Source organism: Nostoc sp. DedSLP04 (assembly GCF_034530775.1).
Classification (GTDB): Bacteria; Cyanobacteriota; Cyanobacteriia; order Cyanobacteriales; family Nostocaceae; genus Nostoc.
The window spans coordinates 19,550-46,415 of sequence record NZ_JAVRCL010000043.1 but is presented as its reverse complement, the minus strand read 5'-3'; the positions used below and the strand labels follow the sequence as shown (position 1 = coordinate 46,415).

22 protein-coding genes and 1 pseudogene are annotated in these 26,866 nt (G+C 41.9%); 12 read left to right on the top strand and 11 right to left on the bottom strand.

The window, feature by feature from the left end; translation table 11 throughout:
- Positions 1-5 precede the first annotated feature (5 nt).
- A pseudogene (locus RMX89_RS34575) lies at positions 6-1,262 on the bottom strand (GAF domain-containing protein); the annotation flags it as partial.
- Between the two features lie 178 nt (positions 1,263-1,440).
- On the opposite strand from RMX89_RS34575, the gene truB reads away from it, so the two are divergent.
- A complete protein-coding gene (truB, locus tag RMX89_RS22835) occupies positions 1,441-2,325 on the top strand; it encodes a tRNA pseudouridine(55) synthase TruB (RefSeq protein ID WP_322690557.1) in 885 nt (294 codons plus the stop codon).
- A 231-nt stretch (positions 2,326-2,556) separates the two neighbouring features.
- Here truB and RMX89_RS22830 read toward each other — a convergent pair whose 3' ends face one another.
- The 4 genes from RMX89_RS22830 to RMX89_RS22815 all read right to left on the bottom strand — a co-directional run bounded on the left by RMX89_RS22830 (position 2,557) and on the right by RMX89_RS22815 (position 5,683).
- Positions 2,557-3,336: a hypothetical protein gene (locus RMX89_RS22830; protein ID WP_322690546.1), complete on the bottom strand. Its 780-nt coding sequence runs from the start codon at positions 3,334-3,336 to the stop codon at positions 2,557-2,559.
- Positions 3,337-3,537: 201 nt separating this feature from the next.
- Positions 3,538-4,374: a protein-glutamate O-methyltransferase CheR gene (locus RMX89_RS22825; protein ID WP_322684009.1), complete on the bottom strand. Its 837-nt coding sequence runs from the start codon at positions 4,372-4,374 to the stop codon at positions 3,538-3,540.
- A 21-nt stretch (positions 4,375-4,395) separates the two neighbouring features.
- On the bottom strand, positions 4,396-4,932 hold the full coding sequence (locus RMX89_RS22820) for a hypothetical protein (RefSeq protein ID WP_322671186.1): 537 nt from the start codon (positions 4,930-4,932) through the stop codon (positions 4,396-4,398).
- Positions 4,933-5,116: 184 nt separating this feature from the next.
- Positions 5,117-5,683 carry an HD domain-containing protein gene (locus RMX89_RS22815; protein ID WP_322690545.1) on the bottom strand — a complete coding sequence of 189 codons (567 nt, stop codon included), beginning with the start codon at positions 5,681-5,683 and terminating at the stop codon, positions 5,117-5,119.
- A gap of 248 nt (positions 5,684-5,931) precedes the next feature.
- On the opposite strand from RMX89_RS22815, the gene RMX89_RS22810 reads away from it, so the two are divergent.
- The 3 genes from RMX89_RS22810 to RMX89_RS22800 all read left to right on the top strand — a co-directional run bounded on the left by RMX89_RS22810 (position 5,932) and on the right by RMX89_RS22800 (position 8,238).
- Entirely contained in the window at positions 5,932-6,672 is a 741-nt protein-coding gene (locus RMX89_RS22810) for a DUF2993 domain-containing protein (protein ID WP_322690544.1), read from the top strand.
- A 38-nt stretch (positions 6,673-6,710) separates the two neighbouring features.
- Entirely contained in the window at positions 6,711-7,262 is a 552-nt protein-coding gene (locus RMX89_RS22805; RefSeq protein WP_322671183.1) for a DUF2231 domain-containing protein, read from the top strand.
- A 562-nt stretch (positions 7,263-7,824) separates the two neighbouring features.
- Complete coding sequence (locus RMX89_RS22800) at positions 7,825-8,238, top strand: hypothetical protein (protein ID WP_322690543.1); 414 nt, start codon at positions 7,825-7,827, stop codon at positions 8,236-8,238.
- Positions 8,239-8,574: 336 nt separating this feature from the next.
- Here the strand turns inward: RMX89_RS22800 and RMX89_RS22795 are convergent, their stop codons facing one another.
- A complete protein-coding gene (locus RMX89_RS22795) occupies positions 8,575-11,850 on the bottom strand; it encodes an alpha-mannosidase (protein ID WP_322690542.1) in 3,276 nt (1,091 codons plus the stop codon).
- 87 nt (positions 11,851-11,937) lie between these two features.
- Between RMX89_RS22795 and RMX89_RS22790 the strand changes: the two genes are divergently transcribed.
- Positions 11,938-13,575 (top strand): hypothetical protein, encoded by a 1,638-nt coding sequence (locus RMX89_RS22790; protein ID WP_322690541.1) that lies wholly within the window; start codon positions 11,938-11,940, stop codon positions 13,573-13,575.
- Between the two features lie 165 nt (positions 13,576-13,740).
- Positions 13,741-14,037, top strand: coding sequence for a hypothetical protein (locus RMX89_RS22785; RefSeq protein ID WP_322671179.1), 297 nt, complete (start codon positions 13,741-13,743; stop codon positions 14,035-14,037).
- An 82-nt stretch (positions 14,038-14,119) separates the two neighbouring features.
- Here RMX89_RS22785 and RMX89_RS22780 read toward each other — a convergent pair whose 3' ends face one another.
- Complete coding sequence (locus RMX89_RS22780; protein ID WP_322683478.1) at positions 14,120-14,251, bottom strand: hypothetical protein; 132 nt, start codon at positions 14,249-14,251, stop codon at positions 14,120-14,122.
- A gap of 89 nt (positions 14,252-14,340) precedes the next feature.
- On the opposite strand from RMX89_RS22780, the gene RMX89_RS22775 reads away from it, so the two are divergent.
- From RMX89_RS22775 to RMX89_RS22765, 3 genes are read left to right on the top strand one after another with little or no spacing between them, the layout of a single operon-like run.
- The gene (locus RMX89_RS22775; protein WP_322690540.1) at positions 14,341-14,658 is read left to right on the top strand and encodes a trypsin-like serine peptidase; all 318 of its coding nucleotides are present in this window, start codon (positions 14,341-14,343) and stop codon (positions 14,656-14,658) included.
- Complete coding sequence (locus tag RMX89_RS22770; RefSeq protein ID WP_322690539.1) at positions 14,651-15,427, top strand: class I SAM-dependent methyltransferase; 777 nt, start codon at positions 14,651-14,653, stop codon at positions 15,425-15,427. Before RMX89_RS22775 ends, RMX89_RS22770 begins: the two co-directional genes overlap by 8 nt.
- Before the next feature lie 52 nt (positions 15,428-15,479).
- Positions 15,480-16,043 (top strand): hypothetical protein, encoded by a 564-nt coding sequence (locus tag RMX89_RS22765; RefSeq protein ID WP_322690538.1) that lies wholly within the window; start codon positions 15,480-15,482, stop codon positions 16,041-16,043.
- A 124-nt stretch (positions 16,044-16,167) separates the two neighbouring features.
- Here RMX89_RS22765 and RMX89_RS22760 read toward each other — a convergent pair whose 3' ends face one another.
- Positions 16,168-17,325, bottom strand: coding sequence for an extracellular solute-binding protein (locus RMX89_RS22760; protein ID WP_322671174.1), 1,158 nt, complete (start codon positions 17,323-17,325; stop codon positions 16,168-16,170).
- Between the two features lie 356 nt (positions 17,326-17,681).
- Between RMX89_RS22760 and RMX89_RS22755 the strand changes: the two genes are divergently transcribed.
- Positions 17,682-18,053, top strand: coding sequence for a hypothetical protein (locus RMX89_RS22755; RefSeq protein ID WP_322690537.1), 372 nt, complete (start codon positions 17,682-17,684; stop codon positions 18,051-18,053).
- A gap of 203 nt (positions 18,054-18,256) precedes the next feature.
- Here RMX89_RS22755 and RMX89_RS22750 read toward each other — a convergent pair whose 3' ends face one another.
- From RMX89_RS22750 to RMX89_RS22740, 3 genes are all read right to left on the bottom strand, one after another.
- Complete coding sequence (locus RMX89_RS22750) at positions 18,257-19,501, bottom strand: nicotinate-nucleotide--dimethylbenzimidazole phosphoribosyltransferase (RefSeq protein WP_322690556.1); 1,245 nt, start codon at positions 19,499-19,501, stop codon at positions 18,257-18,259.
- Positions 19,502-19,585: 84 nt separating this feature from the next.
- Positions 19,586-20,326: a DUF2232 domain-containing protein gene (locus RMX89_RS22745; RefSeq protein WP_322690536.1), complete on the bottom strand. Its 741-nt coding sequence runs from the start codon at positions 20,324-20,326 to the stop codon at positions 19,586-19,588.
- Between the two features lie 13 nt (positions 20,327-20,339).
- A complete protein-coding gene (locus RMX89_RS22740; protein ID WP_094349203.1) occupies positions 20,340-21,041 on the bottom strand; it encodes a Crp/Fnr family transcriptional regulator in 702 nt (233 codons plus the stop codon).
- Positions 21,042-21,684: 643 nt separating this feature from the next.
- On the opposite strand from RMX89_RS22740, the gene RMX89_RS22735 reads away from it, so the two are divergent.
- Together RMX89_RS22735 and RMX89_RS22730 are read left to right on the top strand one after the other, a co-directional pair.
- On the top strand, positions 21,685-25,767 hold the full coding sequence (locus tag RMX89_RS22735; RefSeq protein WP_322690535.1) for a hypothetical protein: 4,083 nt from the start codon (positions 21,685-21,687) through the stop codon (positions 25,765-25,767).
- A gap of 367 nt (positions 25,768-26,134) precedes the next feature.
- Entirely contained in the window at positions 26,135-26,788 is a 654-nt protein-coding gene (locus RMX89_RS22730; RefSeq protein ID WP_322690534.1) for a sugar transferase, read from the top strand.
- The last annotated feature ends 78 nt before the right edge of the window (positions 26,789-26,866 follow it).

Here is a 26,866-nt window from a genome sequence, read left to right as displayed (position 1 = left end):
TTGATGACCTTGCCGCTCTCATCCTTGAGCGGAAACGCATTGACAACGAACCAGCGGTACTCTCCATCGTAGCGGCGAATGCGGTGTTCCTGTCGTAGCCGTACGCCCTGTTCGGTCGCTTCTCGGTAACGCTGGGCAGATCCTTCGCGATCGTCCAGATGAATCGTATCTACCCAGCCCCAGCCGATCGCCTGCTCAAAGGTTTGCCCCGTATATTCCAGCCACTGCTGGTTATACCAGTTGGTAAATCCGTTGGGTTCACTATCCCAGAGCAGGTCGGGGACGAGGTTGGTGATAAGCTGCATCCGGGCTTCTGATTCACGCAATGCAGCTTCGCCTTGCCGTTGCTCAATCAAATCAGCGGCTTGGCGGACGAGTAAATCGAGAAAGCGCAGTTCGCGATCGCTCGGTCGATGGTGTTTGCGCCAATGGGTTGAAACCATGCCGATTGCTTTGCCCGAACGGGTAATTAGCGGTGTGGACTGTGCCGAGAGATACCCCGCCTCACGGTGCATTCGCATCGAGCCATCCGGGTCTTCGCTCTCTGGCACATCGAAATCAACGAAGGTGCGATCGCCCGTTACTAATGCTCTACCACAGGATGTATTGGAACTGGCATCAACGCGATAGAAATGCTCAGTCAGCTTTTGCCCCACGCCTTGATTGGCAAGCATGACTAGCTCCTGCGTCGCTTCATCCAGAATTTGGATCGTTCCCGCATCCGCCCGCGTCAAAGCGATCGCGGCAGCTATAATTTCCTGGTAAAGCGTCTCAATGTCGCCTTCGGTTACAAGCCTCGCGCTCAGTTCGTGCAGTAGTTGCGTATCTTTCAGGTCTGACTCAATGGCTGATAAAGCTTGTTTACGCTTGGTAATATCTTTGTCAAGTTCTTGGGCTTCCTGCAATGCTCGTTGTACAGATGGCACTAACCGCCCTAAGCGTTGCTTGAGTACATAATCTGTCGCGCCTTGCTTGATAGCTTCAATCGCCAATTCTTCGCCCATACTGCCAGAGATGAAAATAAACGGTATCTCAGGACGTAGGCGACGGGCGATCGTTAGTGCCGCAATTTCCTCATAATTAGACAAGGCATAGTCTGCCAAAATCAGGTCGATAGCCTTGCTCTCCAGTGCCCTAATAAAAGCAGCGCGAGTCTCTACCCGCAACAGTTCACAGTTAATACCGCCCTCGATCAGCGTGGCTTGCACGACTTCTGCATCGGTTAGATTGGCTTCGAGCAAGAGAAACTGAAATGCTGACATTATTTTCCTTTTACTGTTTTGGTAGTACCCAGTGACCAAAAGGCTCTTGAGCAGGGGGCAGGGGAGCAGGGGAGAAAGATACGCTCATTCCACATTTCATGGTTTCAGAGCAAATAAATTTATATATATTTTGCCAATTTAATGCAAAATTTTAGAAGCTGTAACTAATGATTTTGTGTTGTTATTTCAAGGTTTTCTCAATTTAAACAAACCATTTGACTGGACTTCCCACGATTGTGTAGCGCGGGTGCGAAAGTTGTTGCGCCTCAAACGTGTAGGACATGCAGGAACCTTAGATCCAGCTGCTACAGGAGTTTTACCGATCGCACTTGGTAAAGCCACAAGATTATTGCAATATCTCCCAGAAAACAAAGCTTACAAGGCTACAATTCGTCTGGGTGTGCGGACTACAACCGATGATTTAGAAGGTGAAATCATTAGTTCTCAAGCTTGTGCTGGATTGAGTTTGGCAGAGGTGAAAACTGCACTGGCACAATTTGAAGGCAAGATTGAGCAAATCCCACCGAATTATAGTGCAATTCAAGTGGATGGGAAACGTCTTTATGACTTAGCACGCCAAGGAAAAATGGTGGAAGTTCCAGTGCGAACAGTGGAAATTTTTCAGATAGATATTTTGGACTGGAGAGAAGGAGATTTTCCCGAATTGGATGTGGCGATCGCCTGTGGTTCTGGTACATATATTAGAGCGATCGCTCGTGACTTAGGTGCAATCTTAGAAACTGGTGGCACACTTGCGGCTTTGCTCCGTACTCAAAGCAGTGGTTTCGATTTAACAAATAGTCTCACTTTTTCCGACTTAGAAGCTAAATTGCAAGGGGGGACATTTCAACCTCTTGCCCCTGATGCAGCGTTACAACATTTGTTGTCTGTGACTTTACCAGCAATATCTGCTCAAAAATGGTGTCAAGGTCAGCGAGTTTTTCTAAATTCTGAAGTTAATGGAATCGTGCGAGTTTATGAAGAAGAGACTCGCTTTTTAGGTGTTGGACAATTACAAGATGAAGTGTTGATTCCGCAAATGGTTTTTGAGGCGATTTCTTGAAGAAGAATTCAGGAGCAGAGCCGGAGACGCTTTCTACCAGACGTACAGAATTCAATTCTGAATTCTGACTCCTCACTCCTGAATTCTTTCTGTTATGTCATGTCCGCTTGATTGCTTATTAAACCAGGAGTTCCCCACCCCGCCAAAGCGATGCTTTGTCTCCCCTCCCCGCCTGCGGGGAGGGGTTGGGGGTGGGGTTCTTTTATTATGGGTAATTTGGCGGACATGATATTAAACCAAATAACTCGTATTAGGTACGATCGCAAAGAAGGCATACTCATACCAAGCAGTCCAGATGAAACTGCGAATCCATCGCTGACGCTTGTCGAAACTCAATTCATATTCAAACGCGCCACGAGATACATCAATAGAAGATAGATGAGAGTTGCAACCGCAGCCATGCTGATAAGTAAAACCGTATTTGGAGGCAATACTTTGCACCTTCATTTGAATAGCAAATACCTTACCTGCATGGAGTATGGCATCCCAAGCACGTTTATGCTCAATATCACGTTTATCGAATCGCAAAGCACGTTCTTCAAAAACATGATCGCGGTAAATTGGGGCTAAATGCACGTGATAAAAACTTGCTGGTAGTTCATAACCAAATTCATTAAATAAATCTATGCCGATGCGAGCCACTTTTACTTCATCAGCGTAATCGATTCCTTTTGACTCCACATCACGGAGAATTTCTGCAAAGTTCGGATAGCTGTGTTTGAGAAAGTCTTGTCCAAAAAACTCTAAGGTTTCCCATGCTAGTTGTGCAAATAGCTGAGAAAATGATGGTATTAGGTGAGCTAGTTGGGGGCGATCGCTAAATAAATCAACATCACCACGTTCTAATTTATACAAAAATAGCTGTGCCATCTCAACATAGCTTTGGGGCTGGGAAAGTCCGACACTCGTGGTTCCTCTAGCAATGTCTTGCCATATAGAAGGTAGTTGAGAAACATGAACCGCATTTTCTCCAGCAATGACTGCAACATGAGGACATTCGAGAAGTTGCATCGACAATCTCCTTAAATACTTTAATGTGTAATTTACCTTAAGACAGCGTTAAATCTATCTTCTGAACACAATAAAAAATGTTTGACAGACTGTCTTTTGACAACGAGCGCAATTTTATTCCTAATTTTCGGGGTATTGGTTATTAGTTATTTTAGGATAATTCATAATTTATAATTCAATTATCCATTTAAAGCATTCTTTTCACTTACCTGCTATTTTCCTATATATTTTCTCTCCCTTGACTAACTCTTCATAGTAAGGCTCATAAGAGGTGAATCTGATAGATTCTTGTCTTCCTAAACCCAAGATGCCAAAGGTGCAAAGGCTATTATAAAACAGTTCGTGTACGCGTTTTTGAAGTGCCTGATTAAAATATATGAGGACATTACGACAAAGAATCACATTAAACTCATTAAAAGAACTATCAGTGGCTAAATTGTGCTGGGCAAAAACAACATTTTCTCTTAGGGACGCTCGAAAAATAGCATTGTCATAAGCTGCTGTATAATATTCTGAGAAAGATTTCTTGCCGCCTGCTTTTAGATATAGATGAGTATATTCCTGCATCATTTTTAGCGAGAAAATCCCACTTTTGGCATTTTGTAATACCTTCTCATTCGTATCAGTGGCATATATCCGGCAACGGTGATAAAGTCCTTCTTCTTGCAATAAAATTGCCATTGAATAGACTTCTTCACCAGTTGAACATCCAGCGTGCCAGATCCGAATAAACGGATAGGTTTGTAAGAAGGGAATAACCTGATTTCTGAAGGTATTATAAAAGCTGGGATCGCGAAACATTGATGTGACATTCACCGTCAGAGCCAGCAAAAATCTTTCTAAATAAGCGCGATTATGTAGTAATCGCTCTTGCAATGCAGAAATATTTGCTACCCCTTCTAATTGCATGAAGCCCTGAATACGGCGCTTGAGTGATGAAAGAGCATAATTGCGAAAGTCATAACCGTAATATTGATACACACCTTCCAAGAGTAGGTGTATTTCTATGTCCTCTAAGATCGGTTTGGGCAGAGGCATGATATTCATAATTCATCGGTTTCAGTTTAACCAAGTGGCTTTTATTACTAAAACAGCGATCGCAATTATTGAAATTCCAGCTAGCCATCTAACCTGATAGCGCAGATTTTTTATCTCTTGACTCAGGCTTTCTCTTTGTGGGATGGAATATGGTTCTAGTTGTACAACTTCAATAGCTACTTGTTCGGGTGTCTTTTGGAGATTTTCAAACGAGACTTGCGTGTGTAGCCAATTAGTAATCAGTTGCGGACAGTTCTTTTTAAACCAATTTAAAGCTATGATTCTAAAAACTGGTTTAGACATTCGGGCAATTAATTTCATCACCCTGTTTAAGGGTTTCAGGCGAAGCTTTTGATTAATCAAATTGACTGAACCAACATCATAAAGACAATCCAGAATTAATTTTACAGTGGCTTCTTCACTGTTAATCAAGTTTTGCAGTAAGAGCAGAACATCACGCATCCGCTCTGCTTCTGCATACTTTTCTGGCAAGTTTTCTGGAGGATTTACTGAAGGATTTACAGTTGGATTTAGGGTGTTTTGTCTTACTATCGTCATATTGGTAACATACCAGTCATAATAATATCAGTACACCTATCTACCGAGAGAAAGGTTTTTTATCTAGAGAGAGAACCTAAAAGCCAAAATTTATTCCTGAGAAACATGACTATATCGTGTTTGTAAAAAATCCGTTTGTTTAGTTCTAATAAATCTTTTATCTACTTCTGAATAAATAAATTTTTTATGTAGATGCTAAGACTTCAATTTCCGAAATCACCCGTTCTAACTCCTCAATTATTACAGTGCTTTCAGTTTTTTTAAAAGCCTCTAAAAGCGCCCGATAATACCAAAGAGTACCTTCTTTACGCCCATGAAAACGTTCCCAAAGTGATTCGCCCAAAATGCGATAATCTTTGAGAATAGATTGGGCATTGTAAAGTTTATCAGCGGATGACACCAGCAGTACTGATGGGGAAGCTGTAGGAATATGAGCAATGTATGCCTCCTTACGCTGTCGCCAAGGGGGTTTTGGAGTTGTATCAGCGTCAGTACAACCATCTACAATTGCCGTTACATTGTCACCAAAGCGACGGCGAATTTCTTCTCGTGTTGCAGCGCCACCTTGATCTTCGATCGCATCGTGTAACAGAGCTGCGATCGCTTCATCTTCATTTGCCCCGTATTCTAAAGCAATACTGGTAACACCTAATAAATGGGCAACATAAGGGACACCTGAACCTTTACGAACTTGGTTAGCGTGTAGTTGGGTGGCGTAGATAAGGGCTGCGGTAAAACGTTCTGAGAGCATTGTATAAATAAAAAAGTTTTAGCAGTCAGAATAACTCAACTGAAATATTGGGTTTGTGTCAATTTTATAACAAATCGCTCCAAGTGCAGAGGCAGTAAAGGATAAAAGTAGTATATAAGTAAAATTTAAATTTCAAATTAGATAGATAACATTTAAATCTATATTCCATCGACAGATAGATAAAACTCTGCTGTTAGTTTATTAAATTTACTCAAGGATGTGCTTTTAACTAGGAGTTAATTTACATAATGCCAGACAATCCTGGATTAGGAGAGCAAGCTCTCAATAAAGCGGCAGAAATAGGATTATCTAGTCAATTAGATGAAGTAGAAAATTTAGATGTAGACATCAAAACAGACCCGCTGAAACTGGTTCAGGGAGAGGTGGATGAAGTCACGATTGCAGGTGAAGGTTTAGTTATGCAGAAAGACCTCCGTATGGAGGAATTGGATATGAAAATGACTAATGTTGCCATTAATCCTCTAAGTGTGGCTTTTGGTAAAATTGAACTAACTAAACCGACAGAAGCTAATGCACAGGTTGTGTTAACCGAAGCTGATATTAATCGTGCTTTCAACTCCGAATATGTGCGATCGCAACTGCAAAGTCAGAAAATACATATTAACGGACAACTAAAAACAATTGAACCTCAAAATGTAGATTTTCGATTACCGGGTGATGGAAAAGTAGCACTAAATGCCAGCATAAAATTAGTAGAAACTGGGGAAAATCAGCAAGTTGCTTTTTCCGCAGTCCCCAGGATTAGCAGCAATGGAAAAAGTGTTGCTTTGGAAAATGTCGAGTATGGCGAAAGTGAGGAAATATCGCCAGAGTTGACCAAAGCTTTGATCGATCAAACTAGCGAAATTTTGAATCTAAGTAACTTTGATTTAGACGGCATAAGTTTGCAAGTCAACCAACTAAAAGTAGAAGTAGGTAAACTAATATTACAGGCTGAAGCTTATGTTGAAAAAATTCCTTCAGCTTAAAATAGTAAAGCAAGGTTCATAAATTCAGGATACTAATAATGGAAACTACAGAAACAACGCAAACAGGTTCAACACCTTTTCCAAATATTCCACCAGTTATTGAAAGTAACGACAGTGAGTATCGTGATACCGGTGTACCCAGTACAGTTGCGATCGCCGGACATCCCCTACACCCCTTGAGCGTGATCTTTCCCATAGCCTTTTTAGCCGCCGCTTTGGGTAGTGACATTGGTTACTGGTTAACTGGCGATTTCTTTTGGGCTAGGGCTTCGCTATGGTTAATCGGACTTGGACTAGCTGGAGGCGTTCTTGCATCTGCGATCGGTCTGAGCGACTTTGTGAAAATTGAACGCGTCCGCAAGCGCACCGCCGGTTGGACGCATTTGATACTTAACGTTTCTATATTAGTTTTATCACTCGTTAACTTTCTCCTACGTTTAGGTGACGCTGAATCCCGAATACTACCTTGGGGACTGTTAATCTCGCTTGTTGTCGGTACGCTAACCAGTGCTTCTGGTTGGTTCGGCGCTGAACTCTCCTATCGCCACAAAATTGGTGTAGTGGGTGGAGGTAGCAGAAGATATCCTTAAAGGACGTGTAAGGCAGTGTTTCGACTACGCTCAACAATCAGACAGGAGGCAGAAAGCAAGTGGTCACTGAGCGTAGTCGTTGCGGCAGCCTCTTTAGGAAAAACGCAGCACTTAACAAGATAGTTGTCTGAAGCTAAAAACCCAGTGACAGATCGTTATTTACAGCTTCCGCTAAGAATATTTAGCAGTTATTGTTTGTATTTGATACAGTTTTGATACATCTTGTGGAATGGAGATAAATCCGATCTAAAGTTTTTATAAATCAAAATTTTGGAATATATTTCCCTTGCCCAGCAAGGCTTTTGAACTCAAATTACAATCAAAAATATAGTTTGTTTAATTAATAACTGTATACTTTATCTGTGTGGTGAAAAAAATTACATCCTGTTAAATACTAACTATTTATATACACAAAATTATAAAAATTGCAATTATACAAAAGAGTGAAATTGCAATATTGAATTTCATCCTAAATTAACTTTAAAAAAGTGCGCGATCGGTAACTTCCAGACTTTAAAGTGTTTTAATAAAGTTATTACCGAAAGTTTAGAGAAGCAAAAACATGAAAGGTTTCAGGAAGTTATCTTCAATAGCAGTATTGCTATTTGCCTTTGTGTCTCCGCCCTCATTAGCTGAAGCGAAAGATATTTCTCTAAGTAATACTCTGAATGAACAGAGCGTTGCACCAGATGCTAACCTGGTTGGAAATAAAACCGGAGAGCTTTTGATTGCTCAACGGTCGTCAAGACGATACCAGAGAATCCGAGGACGGCAGAGAATCCGCGGACGGCAGCCCTATGGACGATACCAGAGAATCCGAGGACGGCAGCCCTACGGACGATACCAGAGAATCCAACGATGGCAGCCCTACGGAAGACGGCAGATAATCCAACGACGGCAGGGCTTTGGACAACGCCAGATTATTGAACGACGGCAGCCCTACGGACGATATCAGATTATCCGCCGACGCTATTAGAGATAGAAGTGAAAATGACGTAGGCATAATACCCTTCTCCTAACGGAAAGGCTACGCGTAGCTTGCTTGCAGAAAGTGCTATAGGAAGCCTCCAGCTACATGAATTTTGCCTACTAAATATTTCGGATAACACATATTTAGTTCACCAGATGTCTAATGGTTAGTAATGGCGTGACAAGACTAAAATGTTGCAATAAATTTTCTTGTGGGGCGGGCATCTTGCCCGCTAATTAGGACGGGCTAGAAACCCATCCCACAAGAGTTTGCTAATGCACAAATTTAGCCTTGCCACGTTAGTAGTTGTTCTATTAACCACTAAACATTAACTATGGTGGCTCACTTCAGACTGGGATTAATCGCTGATATCACCTTAAAATTGGCGATTTTCCAAGGTTGTATCATCAAATTTTGTTGCTGAGATGAAAATTCACTACTGGCGGAGCGCTCTAATAAATCTACTGTATTTCCAAGATTTAACCCTAAATCACTTTGCAAAGATAACTCGGCTGTTTCTCCGTGAGATTCATAACATCGCAGAATTAATTGCTGTGGATCGTCTTCAGATGGCTTCAAGGCCATTAAGATTAAATTTTCAGCTGATAAATCTAGGAAACTTACTCCTTCAATAGTGCCGATAGCGGAGGGTTTAGCCAGTGGCCGATTGAATATCACTTGCAACGGTATATTCAATTCATAGCCACGCCGTACTGTGTGGGCTGATTCCCAACTATTAGCATGAGGATACAAGGTATATTTGAACTCGTGAAAACCTCGGTCAGCTTTTGAGTCTGGCCAATTAGAACTGCGTAGCAGTGTTAGGCGGAGTTGATTTGGTTTGCTGTCATAACCGTATTTACAATCATTGAGCAAACTGACACCATAACGATTTGGGATTGCAGTATTTGTCTGTGTTTCTTCTGCTGTTAAATCAGCCCAACGCAAAGCAGGAACTTCCCATTTTGCTTGTTCTGCGGGGGTTTGCGGTTTAGTTGGGCGGCGAATCGCGCCACAGGGAATTTCATAAGTAGCAAAGTCGGCTTCAATATTTAGAGGAAAAGCAGCTTTCACTAAGACATGATTTTCTTGCCAATTGACAGTTGTAGCAATGTTCAGCAGAGGTGAACCAGCTTGCAGAATATAGTCTTGGCAAAATTCCGATTCACCCAACTGACGCACCACGCGCACACGACTTTGCACTGGGCCTTGTTCTAACCACTGAATAAATTGAAGATTTGTTGAGGGTAAGGGATGTTGAGCATAATTGGGGTCTATATTCCAAGCATCCCAATATTGCCCACTGTCTTTAAAAGCTTGCAGTTGATTCCCCGCCCCACTTAAAACTTCTCGCTGATAAGTTTTGTCAAAAACACTTGATAAATCTCCGGTGTCGGGATCTATAACAACTCGCAAGAATTCATTTTCTAAAATCCAGTCTGGGAAGAGTGCGGGAGATGAGGGAGAAACGCGATTCATCTCGTCTGGATTGGAGAGTGAAGGGGAAAGCCAAAATATCCGGTAGCCGACGGGTGGAATTTCCGTGGCGAGAAATAGTAAAGTTGATGGTTCAGATAATTGGGAGACAAGCTGGTTTCCAGAAGCATCGTAAATCTGCCATTCTTGGTTAGTTGTTGGTGGCGTGGGCAAGGCTACAGAGATTACCTCAGAACGTTGCCAATTGAGAGAATTGAAAACAAAAATAGGCAGACTATCGGGTTTTGGTGGTTCTGATAGGGTAATGTGAGATGCGATCGCTAAAAGTGATTCCTGTAATATTTTTGTTCCCATTTGTTCCACTTGCTGCCATTGAGGCAACGCATCTGTGTAAACTTGGGTAATTGAAGAACCAGGTAAAATATCGTGAAATTGTTGAAATAACACTTGTTTCCAAGCTGCTTCAATTTCTGCTTTTGGATATGTCACACCACAGCTTACAGTTGCCAAGGTAGCAAATAGTTCAGCTTGATATAATAAATTTTCACAACGACGATTCCAGCGTTTTTGATCTCCGTGGGTAGTGTAGCAACCGCGATGAAATTCTAAGTATAGTTCGTCATTCCAAGTAGGGAATGAAGGGGATGGGGAAGCAGGGGAAGAATCATAATTATTAACAGACGCGATGAATCGCGTCTCTACAACTTGCTGTAAATACTTTTCAGGCGTCGTAAATTCTAAGTCTGGGAACAAAGGTGACTTTTGCCAGCGTTGGGCGGTTTCTAACATATCACGGGTGGGGCCGCCGCCGTGGTCGCCGACACCGGGAAGCCAGAGGGATTCTGGTAAACTAGTTTGGGTTTGCCACTCAAGAGCATAAGTTGCCATTTTAACTGGGTCTATAGCTTCACCGATGGGTGCAGACATCAAACTAAAGACTTCGCTGCCATCAGGCGATCGCCACCAAAAAGCCCCATAATCAAATTTAGTAGTATCATTCCACCGCAACTTCTGCGTCACAAAATACTCAATTCCAGCATTAGCGAAAAACTGCGGTAAAGTTGCACAAAAACCAAAAGAATCTGGAACCCATTCCACAGTTGAGAACTTGCCAAATTTCTCCTGGATATAGCGCTGACCATACAATAACTGACGCACTATTGATTCACCAGCAATTATGTTGAGTTCTGGTTCCACCCACATTCCGCCGACAACTTCCCAACGTCCGGCGGCTACCTGTGCTTGAATTGCCCTAAATAAATCCGGGCGATGTTCTTCAATCCAAGCATAAAGTGCCGGACTTGAATGACAGAAAATTAACTCAGGAAAATCTGCTTGCAACTTCAAAACCGACTCAAAAGTATTTTGCGCCGCATTCCAAGTTTCACTTACAGGCCATAACCATGCTAAATCTAAGTGAGCATGACCCAACAGGAAAATTTTAGATTTTTGATCCCCCCAACCCCCCTTGAAAAGGGGGGCTAAGATGTCGGATTGAATTAGGTTTTGACGTAGAGACAAAAACGATCTTACTAACTCTTCCTTGGCGTCCTCTGCGCCTCTGCGGTTGGTAACTTCCCCCACCATCGCCGCCAAAACATCCAACTTCTCCGGCGCAAATTTTTCCAAATAAAGTTGCACCACAGCTAACTCATCAGCCACAAAACCCGGATCGGGATTATTATCAACATAAGACTCATAAACTAGGAGCGATCGCACTAAAGCACCATCACAATGTCCCGGACTCACTAAGCGCAAAGCCACAGTGAATTCTTCCCCTGGCGTCACCCCCTGACACAGAAGCACTCTCGGCGAACAATCAAATAAATCACCCTCCAGCACTAACTCGCCATTTACATAAATCTCAGCAGAATCCGCCCACCAAACCAGCGCCAGCCGCAAAGATAACCCAGCTAAGAGATAACCGTGTAAATCTTGGGGAACCACCAATCTTTGCACTAGCCATAGCACTTTTTTCCCGCCCGTCCAAGCAATATGTTCTTTAGCATTCAACTGGGCAGGTTGCCAATCAGACAAATCAGCAGCTACAACATCAGTAATAACTAAGTCAGATTCCTGATACAGCCACGTAGACTGGATATTAACTTGACAAAAAGAGCGCAGTTGCTCAATTGTTTGTGAGATAAGTTTGGTCTGGGATTGAGAGACAGTCGGGGTCATATATTCGCTAAGATGAGGTGTTGGTCGTTTTTATTGTTTGGCGCGAGTCTCACAACTTAACAAGACTTGAACTAAAAAATTACTACTATGTCTTCTGGTTCCTCTGGTCGTTATCAAAGCAGACTATTTAACTTTGTCCACCAGCAATCTCGGCGGGTGACACAACAGTGGGAACATACCTTTCGGCATTTGCAAGTCGCCACTAAGTGGGGTGTCGAGGTACTACTTTACCCAGTGTATCTACTGTTTCAGTCATCTGAATCATCTGGGAAAACGCTACATACTAGAGAACCACAAACTAGATTAAAGTTACAACCAAATGATACCGATTTCCAGCCTGAAACTCTACCCAATGCTGATAGTCCCATTCAAAATGTACTAGAGGCAGTCAATTACCTGTCACCAGATGAACCCGCCTCCACTCCTACGAAAGCATCTGAACATTTCAATCCCTTGGCTTTATTGGGAGTTTTTCGGCTGAAATTCGTTGAAAAGAACTCTAATCTTACTCAATCATCAAATATTACGGCTAATCAAGCTCTCAGTCTCAACCCTTCACAATTAGACAATGCCCTTCAACAGCGTCTTCCAATAGTGCAAGGAATTGCCACAAATTTGATGAATCGAAATTTAGTACTTGTTACTGCCGACAATGAAATTTTAGATATCTTAACACCGGAACAACAGGCAAAATTAGAAGACCGAATTATTAACGAAGTTGCTAATTACTGGCAATGTTGGCGTTTGATTATAGCTAAAAAAGAAACGCAGTTATTACCACAAATTGACCGATTATTAGCAAAACTCACTGACGTAAATCCAGCTAAAATTCCAGTTTTAGCCGAGAGTATACCAAAAAATTTACTTAATACAGATAGATTATTAGCATTTCTAGATATAGCCGTTGCTAAGTTGGAATCGAATGCTTTAGTCCCAGCGCAAAAACGTAGCCAGGAAGTTATCCAAGTTGCCCAAACCCAGTTAAACATATTTCTTTATGGCAAAGATCAATTAGCTGCCAAAGGAGAGATTGCCCCTAACGCTGATGCTTTAGAAACTCATTCACAGAATTTTCAGGCTTTGATTGAGGCGGCGCTTAATTACTTTTTTGGTGTTGGTAATAGAAAAACACTTGAGACAACAATTAGTAATGAGATGCCAGGTAAACTCTTTTCGTCACGCCTTAGAAAAGCCTTATCCAAAAGCCCTCTAGGAGAGAACCAGGATTTCACAAACGATCCTTGGCTAACGTGGAATGATTTATTTGGTGACACCGAAACCATTGCTGACAAGCCAGTTACACTTTCTGAAGAAAAAAATCCTGCTTTAGCCCCAAGTTTATCAATAAAGCATTTTCCCCAAAAGAATTTGAGTGTAAAACAACCTAAATTTGGATCGGGTTTGATACAAAGAAAACAACCAAGTAGTAATCTCGCCTCAAGTCAAAAAATATCTGGAAAAGTCGCCTCTGTAAAACAAATTAAAACCCGTATTTCCCAAACTAAAAGCGAGAGTCGTAAAGGGGAAATGTTGAAACAGCAGTTTCACCAAAGCAGTCCAGTTGAGGCGCAGCCAGACTGGATAGAAACCACAGCAACTTCAACTGGCTATGAAAAGCACCCCTTAGAGCAACTTTTGGAATGGCTTGATTATATTATGGTCTGGCTAGAAGAAAGATTTGTAAAGGTTTTTCAGTCATTGCGGCAGCTATGGCAAGGGAAATAAGTTAAGAGATATTTTTTAAAAATTTACTATAATATTCACAATTTTCCAATTCAGATTTTTGAAATAAACGTAGGGTGCGTTAGTAAAACGTAACATACCCTACATTTACTCTTAAATTTTGAATTTTGAATTTTGAATTTTGAATTATTATTGGTGGTTGTCTAAGTGAAAATTATTGTTTACTGTAAATACTTCAATTTCAAAAATCCATTAGATAAACCGAAAATTGAGACGTTTGTGGTAAATCTGCCTCAAATTCCGAAGATAGGTGAAACAATTGTAGTCGAAAGAATTTCACCGCAAAAGCAGTTTGTAATTATCTTTGAATACATTGTAACGGCAGTGCAATTTAATGCATCTAGGGAATCGGCTGATTCAGTAGATGCCCAGGTAAGTGCATTTCTGAATCACTGTTGGGAGGGAACATCAAATTTCAAAGTTACAAACTTTTTAGAAAAATAATCTCTTACCACAATAGATGATTGAGTAAATATTGTTTGAATTTCCTCATACTTGTAGCCTTGATAAACCAGCTTCACTTGCCTTACGCTTTTCTCACCTCACGGGCATCTGGGCGATTATCTATAAATTCTTGTAGTTCTGCCTTAGCGAAGCTCACCGTTCGCGTAGCGTCTCGTAGAAAAGGTATCGCAGGTTGTAGATGCTGGTCTATCATTGTTCGCTCTTAGACAGAGATATTCCTCCGAATTATCTCGTACATTTTTTCAGAAATCAAATATGATTCCTATAGATAAGCGTATACCTATGAAGAGTAGATATTATCCTTGGTCAGCGATCGGACGAGTGGAATACACCAAAGCTAATGGTAAAAGCTATTATTGCACGGGCACATTAATTGCTGATGATATTGTTTTGACTAATGCTCACTGTGTAATTGATTCTGAGACTCATCAACTTAGTAAAGAACTTCGGTTTCTACCCAATGTGATTAATGCTATAACAATCATATTGATTTGTGAAATTCACAGATCCCGACTTCTTAAAGAAGCCGGGGATCTAACCACCACAAGAAAAACACTTTATTATATTCAATTAAAAACTACTATAGTTGTTTATGAATAATATTTCGACAAGCAATAATTGGGACACTTCGCTTTACGAAGATAAACACGCCTTTGTTTGGCAATATGGCGAAGACTTGTTGCAATTACTCAACCCTCAACCAGGAGAATCCATTTTGGATCTCGGCTGTGGTACTGGACAACTCACAGAAAAAATTGCCCAAGCTGGGGCTGAAGTAATGGGAGTTGATTATGCATCTGAGATGATTGAGAAGGCAAGACAAAACTATCCCCATATTCGCTTTGATGTTGCTGATGCTAGAAACTTTCAAGTAGATAAGCCATTAGATGCTGTATTTTCCAACGCTGTACTACATTGGGTAAAAGAAGCAGATAGCGCGATCGCTTCTATCCATCAATCCCTAAAACCGGGAGGGCGTTTTGTCGCAGAATTTGGTGGTAAAGGGAATGTAAAGGCGATCGCCACAGCTTTATACAGTGCTTTAGAGTCCATTGGTATCCCTCAAGCACAAGTAGAGAATCCTTGGTATTATCCCAGCATTGGCGAATACGCCAGCCTCTTAGAACATCAAGGCTTTGATGTGATTTATGCTATCCTGTTTCCTCGCCCAACTCCTCTAGCAGAAGGAGAAGCTGGCATCGCAAACTGGATTAAAATGTTCGCCAGTCCATTCTTAACCGGACTTTCACCTGAGCAACAAATACAAATAATTCCCGTCGTTGAGGAATATCTGAAGCCAACACTATATCAACAAGGAACTTGGACAGCAGATTATCGAAGAATTCGTATAGTTGCCATTAAACTTTAGATTGTGCCCTAATTACGAATTATGAATTACGAATTACGAATTAGTATCAGTTATGCATATACCTAAATTGTGCGATCGCCCTACAGCCCTTTGGGCATCCTACGGTAGGTGTTGGCTGTGCCATCGCCAAACATCATTTTCATTACTATTAACTATTAGTCTCACCACTTTACTAGTCCCACCCTCACTAGCGCAAACCCCCTCAATACCGTCGCCTTCTAGTGCGCCTTTAGAATTAGACTTATTGACCAAGCCAAAAGACTATATAATCACAGCCACCACCATTCATCCAGAACGATTGACCGTTCCCAGTTTATGGTGGGCACAACAAAACTCTGAAAAAAAGCTATTAGATAATTGGATCGCATATCCAGCTTCTAACAAAGAACCTGCACGAGTAGACTTGATCGTAAATCAGCAAATTTGGAGCTTACTAGAGTATATAGAGCGCTACGACTTCGTAAATCGCTTGGGTAGCGCTGCACGGAATTTTGGTTACAACGTCCGGGTATTTAATTATCAAAAAGAACCCTTGGCAACCTACACTTGCAACTTTAGTATAAGTCCAGCTTTATGCAGTATCCAAACCACTATTAAGAACAAGATAGGGTTATAGCGTTCTTTGTAGGGACTGGGGACTGGGGAAGATGAGGGAGATGAGGAGGATGAGGGAGAAATAATTAATGCCCAATGCCCAATGCCCAATGCCCCATGCCCAATGCCCCATGCCCAATCCCCAATTAAACTTTCATTTTGGCGAATAAAGACTCGTATTGTTTTATTGCTGATGGAGGTAAAGGAAGTAAAAATTCACTCTTATCGAAAACTTTGCGATCGCTCTCTAACAAACTCCATAATGGTTCTTGGATATCGGAAGCGGCAATATTTGTAGAAATTGGCGAATTAGTTTTAGTCAGCACCGAAATTTGTTTAGCTGTGCTTGGTTGCCAACAAAAATCAATCCATTGATCTGATAAACTATCCTTAGTAATCCCTGCGGGACGTACCCATAAGTCCGCCCAAATTGCTGTTCCTGACTGGGGGATAACTGCGGCAAGCTGCGGATAACGTCCCAAAATAGGCAATACATCGCTTGACCAACCAACTGCTAGCCAAGTGTCTTCCATAATTAGAGGTTCCAAATAATTATTAGAACTGTAAAACTTGACCTGTTGGTTTAAAATCTGTAATTCCTTTTCCAAGTCTGGTACTTGGTCAAGATTGTCTGTATTATAAGATTTTCCTAACTTTTTTAAGACCAAACCAATAACTTCTCGTGGTTGATTGAGTAGAGAAATACGCTGCTGCATTCCATCTCGCCACAAATCACTCCAATCTTTGGGTGTCCATCCCAATTTTTGCAATTTGTCACGGTTATAAACAATTACTGTACTACCCCACCTGTAAGGCGCACCCCACACCTTCCCTTGAGTATCCAAAATACCCTGGTCGTTGCGCGTTACCAGTTGTTTCCACCTTTCATTTAAAGTAGACCACTGCTTTAATTGGTTTCCCTGCATTTCTTGGAGTGGTTGAATCAATTTCTGTTCAATAGCTGCTTGTAGCCAGTAATCTCCCAATGTCACTAGGTCTGCGTCAGCGGCTTTTTGACCTTGCCTAAAAGGTATAAAGCGTCTCCATCCCTGCTCATCGCTGGTCTTTGGCTTCTGCTGCCAATTTTGTAATTGGTGAAATAAATCCTGTATATGCTCAACTGGAGCAAACTTTAACTGCACCTGTTGCTGCAAACCTTTGTGGAACCGATTCACCACCTGACCAGGTATAGAACCTTTTAATAACTGTACTTTTAGTTGCGTTTGCTTGTTTCCACCACAGCCAAAAAGCAGTTGTGAAAGCGCCAGTGTGCTTGTACCCAGCAAAAAAGACCGTCGATCCATTGATTTTGGATTTTGAAATTTTTGATTATACCTAATATTAAGCAGAGATTCACCAGTGGCTGACTAGCTGAAAAAGTGAATCTGGAGAATTATCGGGATTTTTTCTTGGTAATACGGGTAATTTTGAATATTTGACTCAAATTAGCGAGTTTTTAGCAAATTTATACCTCAAGATTAATTATTATCCATAAATTTACTTCGTGGTACTTATGGTGAAACCTTACTTGTATTTAGAAGTAATGATTTAAATGTCACATTTTCACCAAAAATTATCAATACTTAAATAATCCATAAGTATCGTTAAGTTTGAGAGTAAATTGAATAACATAGAGAAAATGTACGAATAAAGGTATTAAATGGAGCTATTACAGCAACAGATCCTGACTTTAAGCCAAAAGCTGGATGACCTGTGCCAAGTAATTGAGCAGCTTGATGGTAAAGTCACTCAAACTTTCTCAGAGTGTTCTTTAGCCAATACACAAGCAAAGGATAATTGCCAAAAAAATGACACGGCTGGAGGCTACCAGTTTAAAGGACGTAACAATTTAAATCCAGAAATGGAACACAAGGATGTATTGACAGATGGCATTTATCTAGACATGCATCGTCAAAGTGGAGATAACATAACACCAGAAATTCAAATACAACGACTGACAGCGCAATTAACAGCAGCGTACAATCGCATTGCTGCTTTAGAAGAACAATTACTTAGAGAGAGAATTCATTAAATTTAACCTGAAGTTCAACGAATTAAAAAAATGGATTGACGTAGGTCAGACAAGCCTTTAGGTTCAGTTTTGAGTGATGGTTTGATAAGCATATACTTAGATATAAGTAAGTAATCCAGCCATCAAATTGATAAAAAAGTTAAACATTTACGTAGTAAAACCGTCCCTCTCCGAGCCGGAGAGGGAAAAACAAACTTTAATCTTTAGTTCAAGGCAGTACTTAGGCGTTCAAGTTGGGCTTCAATGGCTGCCAAAAGTTGGTGTTGCTGCCAATCTTGGCTAAGATGAGCGGCTATGCAAGCAGCTCCAGCGCCCATGCCTTCTTTCACAAAGCCCTGCTCATATGCTCTCAGTTGAGGATAACGAGAATCAGCAAAGCTCAGATAAGTTGCTAATAAAGGAGGAGTTCCTCCATTCTGAGTTAAGCTGTTTTTTCCTAAGTTAAGGGCTAAGTCAACTGTAGCGCCAGTTGGATCTTCTGCTACCCAGCGGGTTGTGCCTACAACTACTGCTTCTGGTTGCCATGATAAAGCGTAAGCTTGAGCGATCGCACTCATTAGCGCATAAACCGCCAGCATTTGCGTCCCTCCAGCCAGCATTACACCACAACTACGGCTAGCAGCGATCGCCATCCCAGCTACCACCACTTGCATCGGATCGCCTACGGCGGCGACGAGTTGTAGCGGATCGACAGAATTTTGGATTTTAGATACTTCTCTACGAGAGGCTGCGCCAACGACTTCGCTCAGTACAAGTTTTGGATTTTGGATTTGAGATTGGAAGTTTATCTCCCCCTGCCCCCTGCTCTCCCTCATCTTCTCCAGTCCAGCTTGCACTAGTGCCCACTTTTGCGCGTGGTTACAAACAGGGTGGCTACTGTTAACTTTTCCGGCAGCATCTATACCTAAACCAGTTAATATTGCCAGGGCAGTTGTAGTACCTCCGACAACGCACTCACCGACAATCAGATACTCCTGTTGGATATTGGCAGCTAGGCGTTCTCCCCAAAGTAATCCTTGTTCAAACAAGTGATGTACTGTTGTAATTTCCATAGCAGCCCCTTGACTTAAACACTTAGCAGGAGCGCCACCCAAATCAATTACTGGCACAGCAGGAGCTTGGGGTAAACCAGCATTAAATAAATAAATTGGTATCTTTAATGACTCAAATACAGCGCGAGAAATCAGCACAGGTGAAGCGCCAGCGGTCAATGGTGGTAGGGGATATTGGGCTTTATGTTCTGGGCCGTAATACAAAAACTCTGCATCGGCACAAGCTGTATATTTTCGATCGTCTGGAGTGCGACCAGCTGCTGAAATCCCTGGAATTAAACCAGTTTCAGTAAATCCTAAAATACAAGCAAATACGGGTAGACAACCACGATACCTTCGCAGCCATTGTTCACCTAGTTCTTTTTGAGTATAGATACTAATTTGGGAATTGGGCATTGGGAATTGGGCAAGGAACATTGGTTATTAGTTAGAACCGATCGTTTAACCAATGACAAATGACAAATGACAAATGACTAATAATTATCCTTCATAATCCATGAGAACTTGTACCCAGTGTGGTGGGCGGGGAATAGGGTTGCCCAAGCGGTCAAAAAGCAACCATGCTGCCAGGTGTACCACAAAAAGGTAGATAAAGTTGTTGAGTATAATTAAAGCGATCGCTCCCACTTGAATCAAAAATACACTGGGACTCGCCAATAAACTCAAGTTAAAAAATACCCACTCAATGAACTCAGTCACTTGGGTAATTACATAAATCCATAGGTCTTCACCCGACAAAACAGACAACAACCACAGCCTAAAAAAGACTCCTAAAGTACCCAATAGCGTACCCAAAGTGATAGAAACAATCCAGGGAAGACGACGACGACACCATGTAGCGCCTAAAAGGACGCCCATGAACCCGTAGGGCATGACATACAGCAAACTGCGGGCTGGCCCCATCAGTACCGTCAGCAGTAACCCAGAGGTGAGTGCTGCCATCCATGCCGCACGTTTGCCCCAACGCAGATAAACTAGAGCGATCGGCACTGGAAAAAATATCCGCAAAACTGGGCCCAAAGGAAAGTAAAAATTTATAAACCAAATTAAGCTAGCGGTACTGGCTAAAAATGCCGTTTCCACCATCCTCAAGGGCGCATCAGCTTTGATTTGAGGAGGCATTAACTGCTGTTCTTTATCTAACCAATGATTCTGAGGAGTTGGAGATTCAGAGGATGGATCTTCCTCCGGTTCATCTGGGAGAGAATCTAAAATACTCATATCTGACAAGTTTTTAAACGATCATTCTTTCTAAGGCTGACAAATCGGGAATACAAATAGTGTCTTGATCCCGTTTAATCAAGCCTTTTTTTTCTAGCCTTGTCAATACTCGTGTTACCGTTTCCCGCGCCAGTCCGCTCAAACTACTCAATTCCCGATGAGGTAAATTGGGAATTTCGGTTCCAGTTTGCCCTTTTTTTCCCTGTCCTTCTGCCAAAAATAACAACGTATCTGCTACCCTTGACTGGCTATCAGATTCCCGCAACCGCAATCGGCGATTTACTTGCCGTAAACGTCGTGCCATTAGTTGCGCCAATCGAACTCCCGCCAAAGGTTCTATCTGAAGTAATTTGACAAAATCCTGAGCAGGCATACTACCAATTACCGTTGGGGCCAAGGTAATCACATCCGTGGATCGAGGTGCTTCATCTAGCGCCGCCATTTCACCAAACAATTCACCTTTGCCAATAATATTCAGCGTTACCTCTTTTCCTTCCAGATTGTAGGTGCGAATTTTTACCCATCCATCCATAATAAAATACACAGAACCACCCCAGTCATTTTCCAGTAGAATCACCTGATTGGCTGGGTGAGTGCGGGTAACTAGATGGGTGAGGGCTGATTCTACAGCAGTTTCTGGCAACCCTTGAAAAAAGGGAGCGGAGGCGATCATCCAGGAATTAGCCTGTGCTTGCAAGCTATATCGATCTTCCATTACGACATCTTTAATTCAAGCTGCTATGTACACACAAAAAACAGGAGCGCCATTTGTAGCCTAAGCTATCATTGCACAGCTCCCTTTCAAAGAAAAAACTAAACTATGCTACACAAGAAAGCGACAATAAGTTTTTCTAAATAATCTTTACCTATAAGTTTAAACGGGGTAAAAGTTTTGCAAAAAGTAGTTTATAGCCTGCGGTTGGATTGCTTAGGGGCTAGCTGCACTGCAAACTTGATTAGTTATGAATATAGGCAAACAACATTAATGATACTAAAGGGAGTAAATTATTGCTCAGGTATTTTAGGGATTTTCAAAAATAGGGAACCAATGACCTGCAAAATTAGGCTTTTCGAGCAAAGGCTGCCTGAAGAGGACAAGGAGAGGGGGAGACAAGGAGATGGGGGGATGGGGGGACAAAGAGAAACTTTTTTCCTTGTTTTCTTCGATGATTGAAGATTGCCACGACTCACAGTAATCCATAACATAATGACTAGTCACAATTCCAAGTAGCGGCTTTTGCCACTCAAAATTTCTTCTATGGTCAGACCCTGCGCGTAGCAAGATCCCCATAGGGATACAGTGATTGTAAATTAATTGTCATATTAGTTGACATACATTTTTAAGTAAGGTAGATAAAGTGACTTTTAGTACAGATGAAATTCAAAAGCTGATCGCAGACATTGACAACTTACTTGCCAGCGGTGGCAAGCGCCTGTCTAGATTTTTGTCTGGTCAGGCGCAAGAGCCGAAAGAAGTTTTAGAGCGAATTCGCGACTTCTTGGTGAGGTTACAAGAAAAAGAAGCATTAGAGAGCAGCATCCCAAATCAGTCTTCTGAAGAACCGCGATCGCCCTTGGGGGAGCCATCGCCTTTGTTAACAAAATTTATCGATCGCGGTAATAATCAGTATCCACTACCACCGCCCGAACTCACTCAGGAAGAGAATACTGTTGGCGCAGAACAATTAAAAAATGAATTTTCGAGATTGATTCAGCCGTTGCGATCGGAATTAGAATTGCTTTTGCAAGAGCGAGCCACTCTCATACAAGAAATTCGGCAACTAGAACAAAAGCGATTGCAAAACTACTCCTTAGCGCAGCAGTTGACAAACCAGGAGCAAATGATTACCGAGTTTTTACAGGTACTCATGAGTCGCCTTGTGCCAACTTTAACACCGCTGATTGGACAGACGAGGGAAAATTCCGCCAGTTCTTCAGGACGAACTAATTACACAAACTCTACAACTCAATCTTTATTAGAATCCTCTGACGATGTGGAGCGCTTAACCCAGCTAGCTAGGGAGTTAGATCGACGCCTATTATCACTAGATGGGACGGTGAATGTAGTCTTTGAAGCACTACAGCGCAACATTAATACTTATTACGAATCCTTGTCCCAAGCACTGGCAAGAATGCATAGCAAAGGGATGCAAGGCGAACAGTTGATGGCCAGCTTTGTCAACAATTTGACCCAGCATTTGCAACAAGAATCTCCTAGTTCGCAGTCATCTTTGCTGGGAGGAGAATCTGAGACACTACCATCATTGACTGAACCAGGCGAGATTACTGCTGAAGTTGCGCCCCAACCATTGGAGCTTATACAGCCAGAAACTTCATCTCCACCCGCAATTGAGCAACAGGAAACTACCCTCACAGAGGATCTAGATGCAGTGCTGTTGCAGCTTGGTGTATCATCTGAATATTCTCAAACCCCGACCGAATTACCGGAAGATATTTCTGCGGCAATTGGTGATGAAGTAGACCAACTTTACGCCAGTTTGTTTGATGCTGGTGATGTTAATAATCCCAGCCTCGATATTCCCACAAATGACTTATCTGCTTCCACAGCCTCTGCATCACAGTTGAACATCGCCCAGACCCCGCCTGTCTCTCCAACCGTGGATTCTGCGGTTATTACTCCAGATACGGATCTTTCAACCCCAGAGACTTTAGGAGAAGAAAGCACAGATTCATCAGAGCCACAGGAAGAACTATTTTTTGAAGAGGAAACTGATCTAGATTCGCCTCTTAGCTTCTCTACTCCACAAATAGACAGTTTGTCAGTACAAATCGGCACTCAGCCAGCTAGTGTTGATACAATTAATACCCTAACTGAGTTATTACCTGATACCGATAGTGAACTGCAATTGCTGGAAGTCTCATCTTCTTCTGTGGATAATGCCACAGCTACAGGAACTGACCTATTGCCTGATAGAGATAGTGAACTGCAACTGCTGGAAGTGTCATCTTTTATGGATGATGCCACAACCACAGCACCAGTGACTCCAGAAGTACCAGAAATTGCCTTGGCAGAGCCTAGCGAAAATATCGCCACATCGCAAGTATTAATTAACAGCGATCGCTCCGAACTGTTTTCAGATAACTATATTGCTGCTTCACCCCAAGAAAACTTACTTTCTATTGAGTCAAACCAATCTCCAGTCGTACCAGATATTTCTTTAGATGAAGAACAGTTGCAGCAATTAGATCGGGATTTGGCTAATTTCGATCGGCAGCTAAATTCTGAGTCGCAGCCAGCTAATAACTTGGATGTTTTCTCGGAACTATTTGATAATACTCAAGACACAATCCCCACAACTTCCCCTGAAAATACCCAAATAGCAGAGAATACATCAACAAATGATTTCTCAAGTTTGGCAGTTACCCAGGTAGAAACTGAAAAAAAAAAGGAAGTCACAACTCCCGTACCAGAAAGTTCTTTACCTCCAATTGCCAACTCCATAAATAATCCAGAAGTTTCGTTAAATACTTTAGAATCAGTCTGGTATTTAGGAATTGATTTAGGTACAACAGGAATTTCTGCTACATTATTAAATCGCTCGACTTTTGTTGTACATCCTATCTACTGGTCAGCAGAAAATCCGCCAGGAACAAGTTCCTTTCAGCAATCGTTTCGTTTACCAACAGAGGTTTATCTGCCTACAGCTTCTGTACCCCACGGTGAAAACGAAACTATCGAAGCACATGAGCAGACAGCACCTGCGGCTGTTGCCCAAGATAAAGCACCCGATCGCTCGGCTACTACTCCTGCAACACCAAAATCGACAGCAGATCCGACGAAAAATAACCTCTACTCAGCGCAGTTGAAGCCTTACTTACAAGTAGCCATTCCCTACAAGAGCGAACGACAGAAATGGGAACCTGTTTTGCAATTAAACGAATTTTCGGCAGGGCCTTTGATTTGGGTTGTGCGATCGCTCTCTAAGTTACTATTAACTCTCAAATCCGAAAAAACAAGTACCACCCCTAGTTTAATGGCTGCCGCTGTTGGGATCGGCGAACAAGATTTTCCCCAGATTATCAATAATATTGCTGGTGTAATTTGTACCTGTCCATCTAGCTGGTCGGAACAATACCGCTTTAACGTGCGGGAAGCTTTACTCACTAGCAAACTTATTCAACATCCCCAGCAAGTCTTTTTTGTCGAAGAAGCGATCGCTAGCCTACTTTCGGAACTTGATGCTGCTAATGGTGAGCAAGTAAAACTAAGCGATGCTCAAGGTACTCATCCAGCAAAAACTAGCGAACATCCGATTGTTGGCAACACCCTGGTGATTAACATTGGGACAACTGCCACAGAAATGTTGCTGGTGAATCTACCAGAAACCTTGCAGCAATTGACATACAATGATTTCATGCTCCATAGTTTTGCTTATGCTGGCAAGGGTATTGAACAAGATATAATTTGCCAACTGCTATTGCCACCGAAATCTCGGCAATCACGCAGAGAAACACCAAGCGATGGCAAAACTACCACGAGTAATTCTTGGCAATGGCAACCGTCAATTCCCGGTTTAGACCAAATGCATTGGCAGACTTTAGGGTTGGAAGAATTAGAACTACCTAGAGTTGGAGAACCAGATATCACCGCTCGAATTCGTCTCCAGCAACGTCTAGAAAGTTCTTTACTGGGACAGGCGGTATTAGATGCGGCATTAGCCCTAAAGCTGATTTTGCAACACCAAGACTCTTTTACCCTAGAATTAGCCGATCAGCGGTGGGTTTTGCAGCGACGAGACTTAGAAAGCCAGGTATTTATTCCCTTTGTGCGCCGCCTGAACCGAGAACTTAACAAGTTATTGGTAGCTCGTGGTATCCCCACAGAAGCTATTAATCAAGCGATCCTGACTGGTGGAGTGGCTTGTGTTGGGACGGTGAACCGCTGGTTACGCCAAAAACTTCCCAGCACTAAGATTATTCAAGATTTATATCTTGGCGAAAATGGCGCTCCCAATTGCAGCCGGGTTGCTTATGGTTTGGCGATGCTGCCTTTGCATCCGCAGATTTTAGATATACCCAGGCAACAATACACTGATTATTTCTTGTTTACAGAATTGTTGCGATTGCTACCAGACCGTCCCTTATCTTTCGGTGAAGTTATTCAGTTATTTGAGGGTCGTGGGATTAATACTCGCATTTGTCAGCAACGGCTGCTGGCTTTTTTGGAAGGTGAACTGCCTTCCGGTTTGATACCTTCAGTCACAGAATCAACCTGGCTTACCCAGAGTTCGCAAGAAAATCCTGACTATCAGGCGATCGCCACAGCACCACTTTTTGAAAAACAAGGAAGTCTCACTTATCGTCCCAATTCTCAACAACTGTTGTTTTTACGTCGCTATCTAGATGCAATTAAGGCTAGTAATCAGCAATCACTGGAGGAACCATATACGGTGAATTTTGCCTTAGAGGTCGATCGTTGAGACTAGCAGATCGCGCTAGAAATAAGAATACTACTCAAAATTCCAAATGCTTATGTTACGAGCATTTGGAATTTTGTGAATTACTACTAGTACTTCAGCGCAGTAATTTTTGGGATATGTGGGATATGTACGATAGTATTATCTTTTTATTAGTTTTTATTAGATGGATAAAATACCGTAATTTTACAATCTATCACTTGAATTGAAAGATTCTGTAAATTTTTGGTTTTTGGTTTTTATCTCGGCTGAAATTTGTGTATATTAACACTCGGTAGTATCGACAATAGTAGAAAAAATCGCCTAACAATCATGTCTATGTCTACACTACTAATGTAAAAATTCCTGTTATAAAACTAAGTTAGTTCTTGTGAATAATCTTTATCTTTATTCAGTTAATTGTTTGCAACAGCCTTCACACCCGTCAACGTTAAGCGTGAGAAAACGATTAATTGACATTGTTGGAGCCATTGTCGGGCTAATTATTACATTTATAATAGCAATTCCTGTAGCAATTGCTACTTTTATTGATGAGCCAAGTCCAATATTTTATTCTCAAATTCGCTGTGGTTTAAACGGAAAAACTTTCCGCATCTGGAAATTCCGCTCAATGATAGTCGATGCTGATAAATTCAAGCATTTGGTTGAGAACCAAGCCAAAGGTCATATTTTTAAATCCGTTGACGATCCTCGCATTACTCCTGTTGGGAAATTTTTGCGGCGTACTAGCTTGGATGAATTCCCTCAATTTTGGAATGTTTTGTTAGGGGACATGAGTTTAGTTGGTACTCGTCCACCTACTTCTGATGAAGTCAGCAATTACGATCCACACCACTGGGATAGATTGCGAGTCAAACCAGGCATTACCGGCGAATGGCAAGCTAATGGGCGTTCCAGCATTACAGACTTTGAAACCATTGTGAAAATGGATATGGATTATCAACGCAAGTGGTCTGTAACTTACGATCTGAGTCTGATTATTAAAACTATCTGGGTAGTCTTGAAAAAGACTGGGGCTTATTAAATTAGAGCATTGGGCATTAGGAGTACTGTTAGCGTCAGCGGGGCGTTTAGCCCGTGCTGAGTTAAGAGTTAAGAGTTA

Bases quoted from the DNA above. Each gene is read 5' to 3' on its own strand.
- RMX89_RS22760 (WP_322671174.1), bottom strand. From the start codon at position 17,325: ATGGATCGACGGTCTTTTTTGCTGGGTACAAGCACACTGGCGCTTTCA.
- RMX89_RS22815 (WP_322690545.1), bottom strand. From the start codon at position 5,683: ATGCTCTCAGAACGTTTTACCGCAGCCCTTATCTACGCCACCCAACTA.
- RMX89_RS22740 (WP_094349203.1), bottom strand. From the start codon at position 21,041: ATGGAAGATCGATATAGCTTGCAAGCACAGGCTAATTCCTGGATGATC.
- RMX89_RS22775 (WP_322690540.1), top strand. From the start codon at position 14,341: ATGAAGAGTAGATATTATCCTTGGTCAGCGATCGGACGAGTGGAATAC.
- RMX89_RS22770 (WP_322690539.1), top strand. From the start codon at position 14,651: ATGAATAATATTTCGACAAGCAATAATTGGGACACTTCGCTTTACGAA.
- RMX89_RS22795 (WP_322690542.1), bottom strand. From the start codon at position 11,850: ATGACCCCGACTGTCTCTCAATCCCAGACCAAACTTATCTCACAAACA.
- RMX89_RS22810 (WP_322690544.1), top strand. From the start codon at position 5,932: ATGCCAGACAATCCTGGATTAGGAGAGCAAGCTCTCAATAAAGCGGCA.
- RMX89_RS22765 (WP_322690538.1), top strand. From the start codon at position 15,480: ATGCATATACCTAAATTGTGCGATCGCCCTACAGCCCTTTGGGCATCC.
- RMX89_RS22800 (WP_322690543.1), top strand. From the start codon at position 7,825: ATGAAAGGTTTCAGGAAGTTATCTTCAATAGCAGTATTGCTATTTGCC.
- RMX89_RS22825 (WP_322684009.1), bottom strand. From the start codon at position 4,374: ATGCCTCTGCCCAAACCGATCTTAGAGGACATAGAAATACACCTACTC.
- RMX89_RS22755 (WP_322690537.1), top strand. From the start codon at position 17,682: ATGGAGCTATTACAGCAACAGATCCTGACTTTAAGCCAAAAGCTGGAT.
- RMX89_RS22805 (WP_322671183.1), top strand. From the start codon at position 6,711: ATGGAAACTACAGAAACAACGCAAACAGGTTCAACACCTTTTCCAAAT.
- RMX89_RS22830 (WP_322690546.1), bottom strand. From the start codon at position 3,336: ATGCAACTTCTCGAATGTCCTCATGTTGCAGTCATTGCTGGAGAAAAT.
- RMX89_RS22745 (WP_322690536.1), bottom strand. From the start codon at position 20,326: ATGAGTATTTTAGATTCTCTCCCAGATGAACCGGAGGAAGATCCATCC.
- RMX89_RS22790 (WP_322690541.1), top strand. From the start codon at position 11,938: ATGTCTTCTGGTTCCTCTGGTCGTTATCAAAGCAGACTATTTAACTTT.
- RMX89_RS22820 (WP_322671186.1), bottom strand. From the start codon at position 4,932: ATGACGATAGTAAGACAAAACACCCTAAATCCAACTGTAAATCCTTCA.
- RMX89_RS22780 (WP_322683478.1), bottom strand. From the start codon at position 14,251: ATGATAGACCAGCATCTACAACCTGCGATACCTTTTCTACGAGACGCT.
- RMX89_RS22750 (WP_322690556.1), bottom strand. From the start codon at position 19,501: ATGCCCAATTCCCAAATTAGTATCTATACTCAAAAAGAACTAGGTGAA.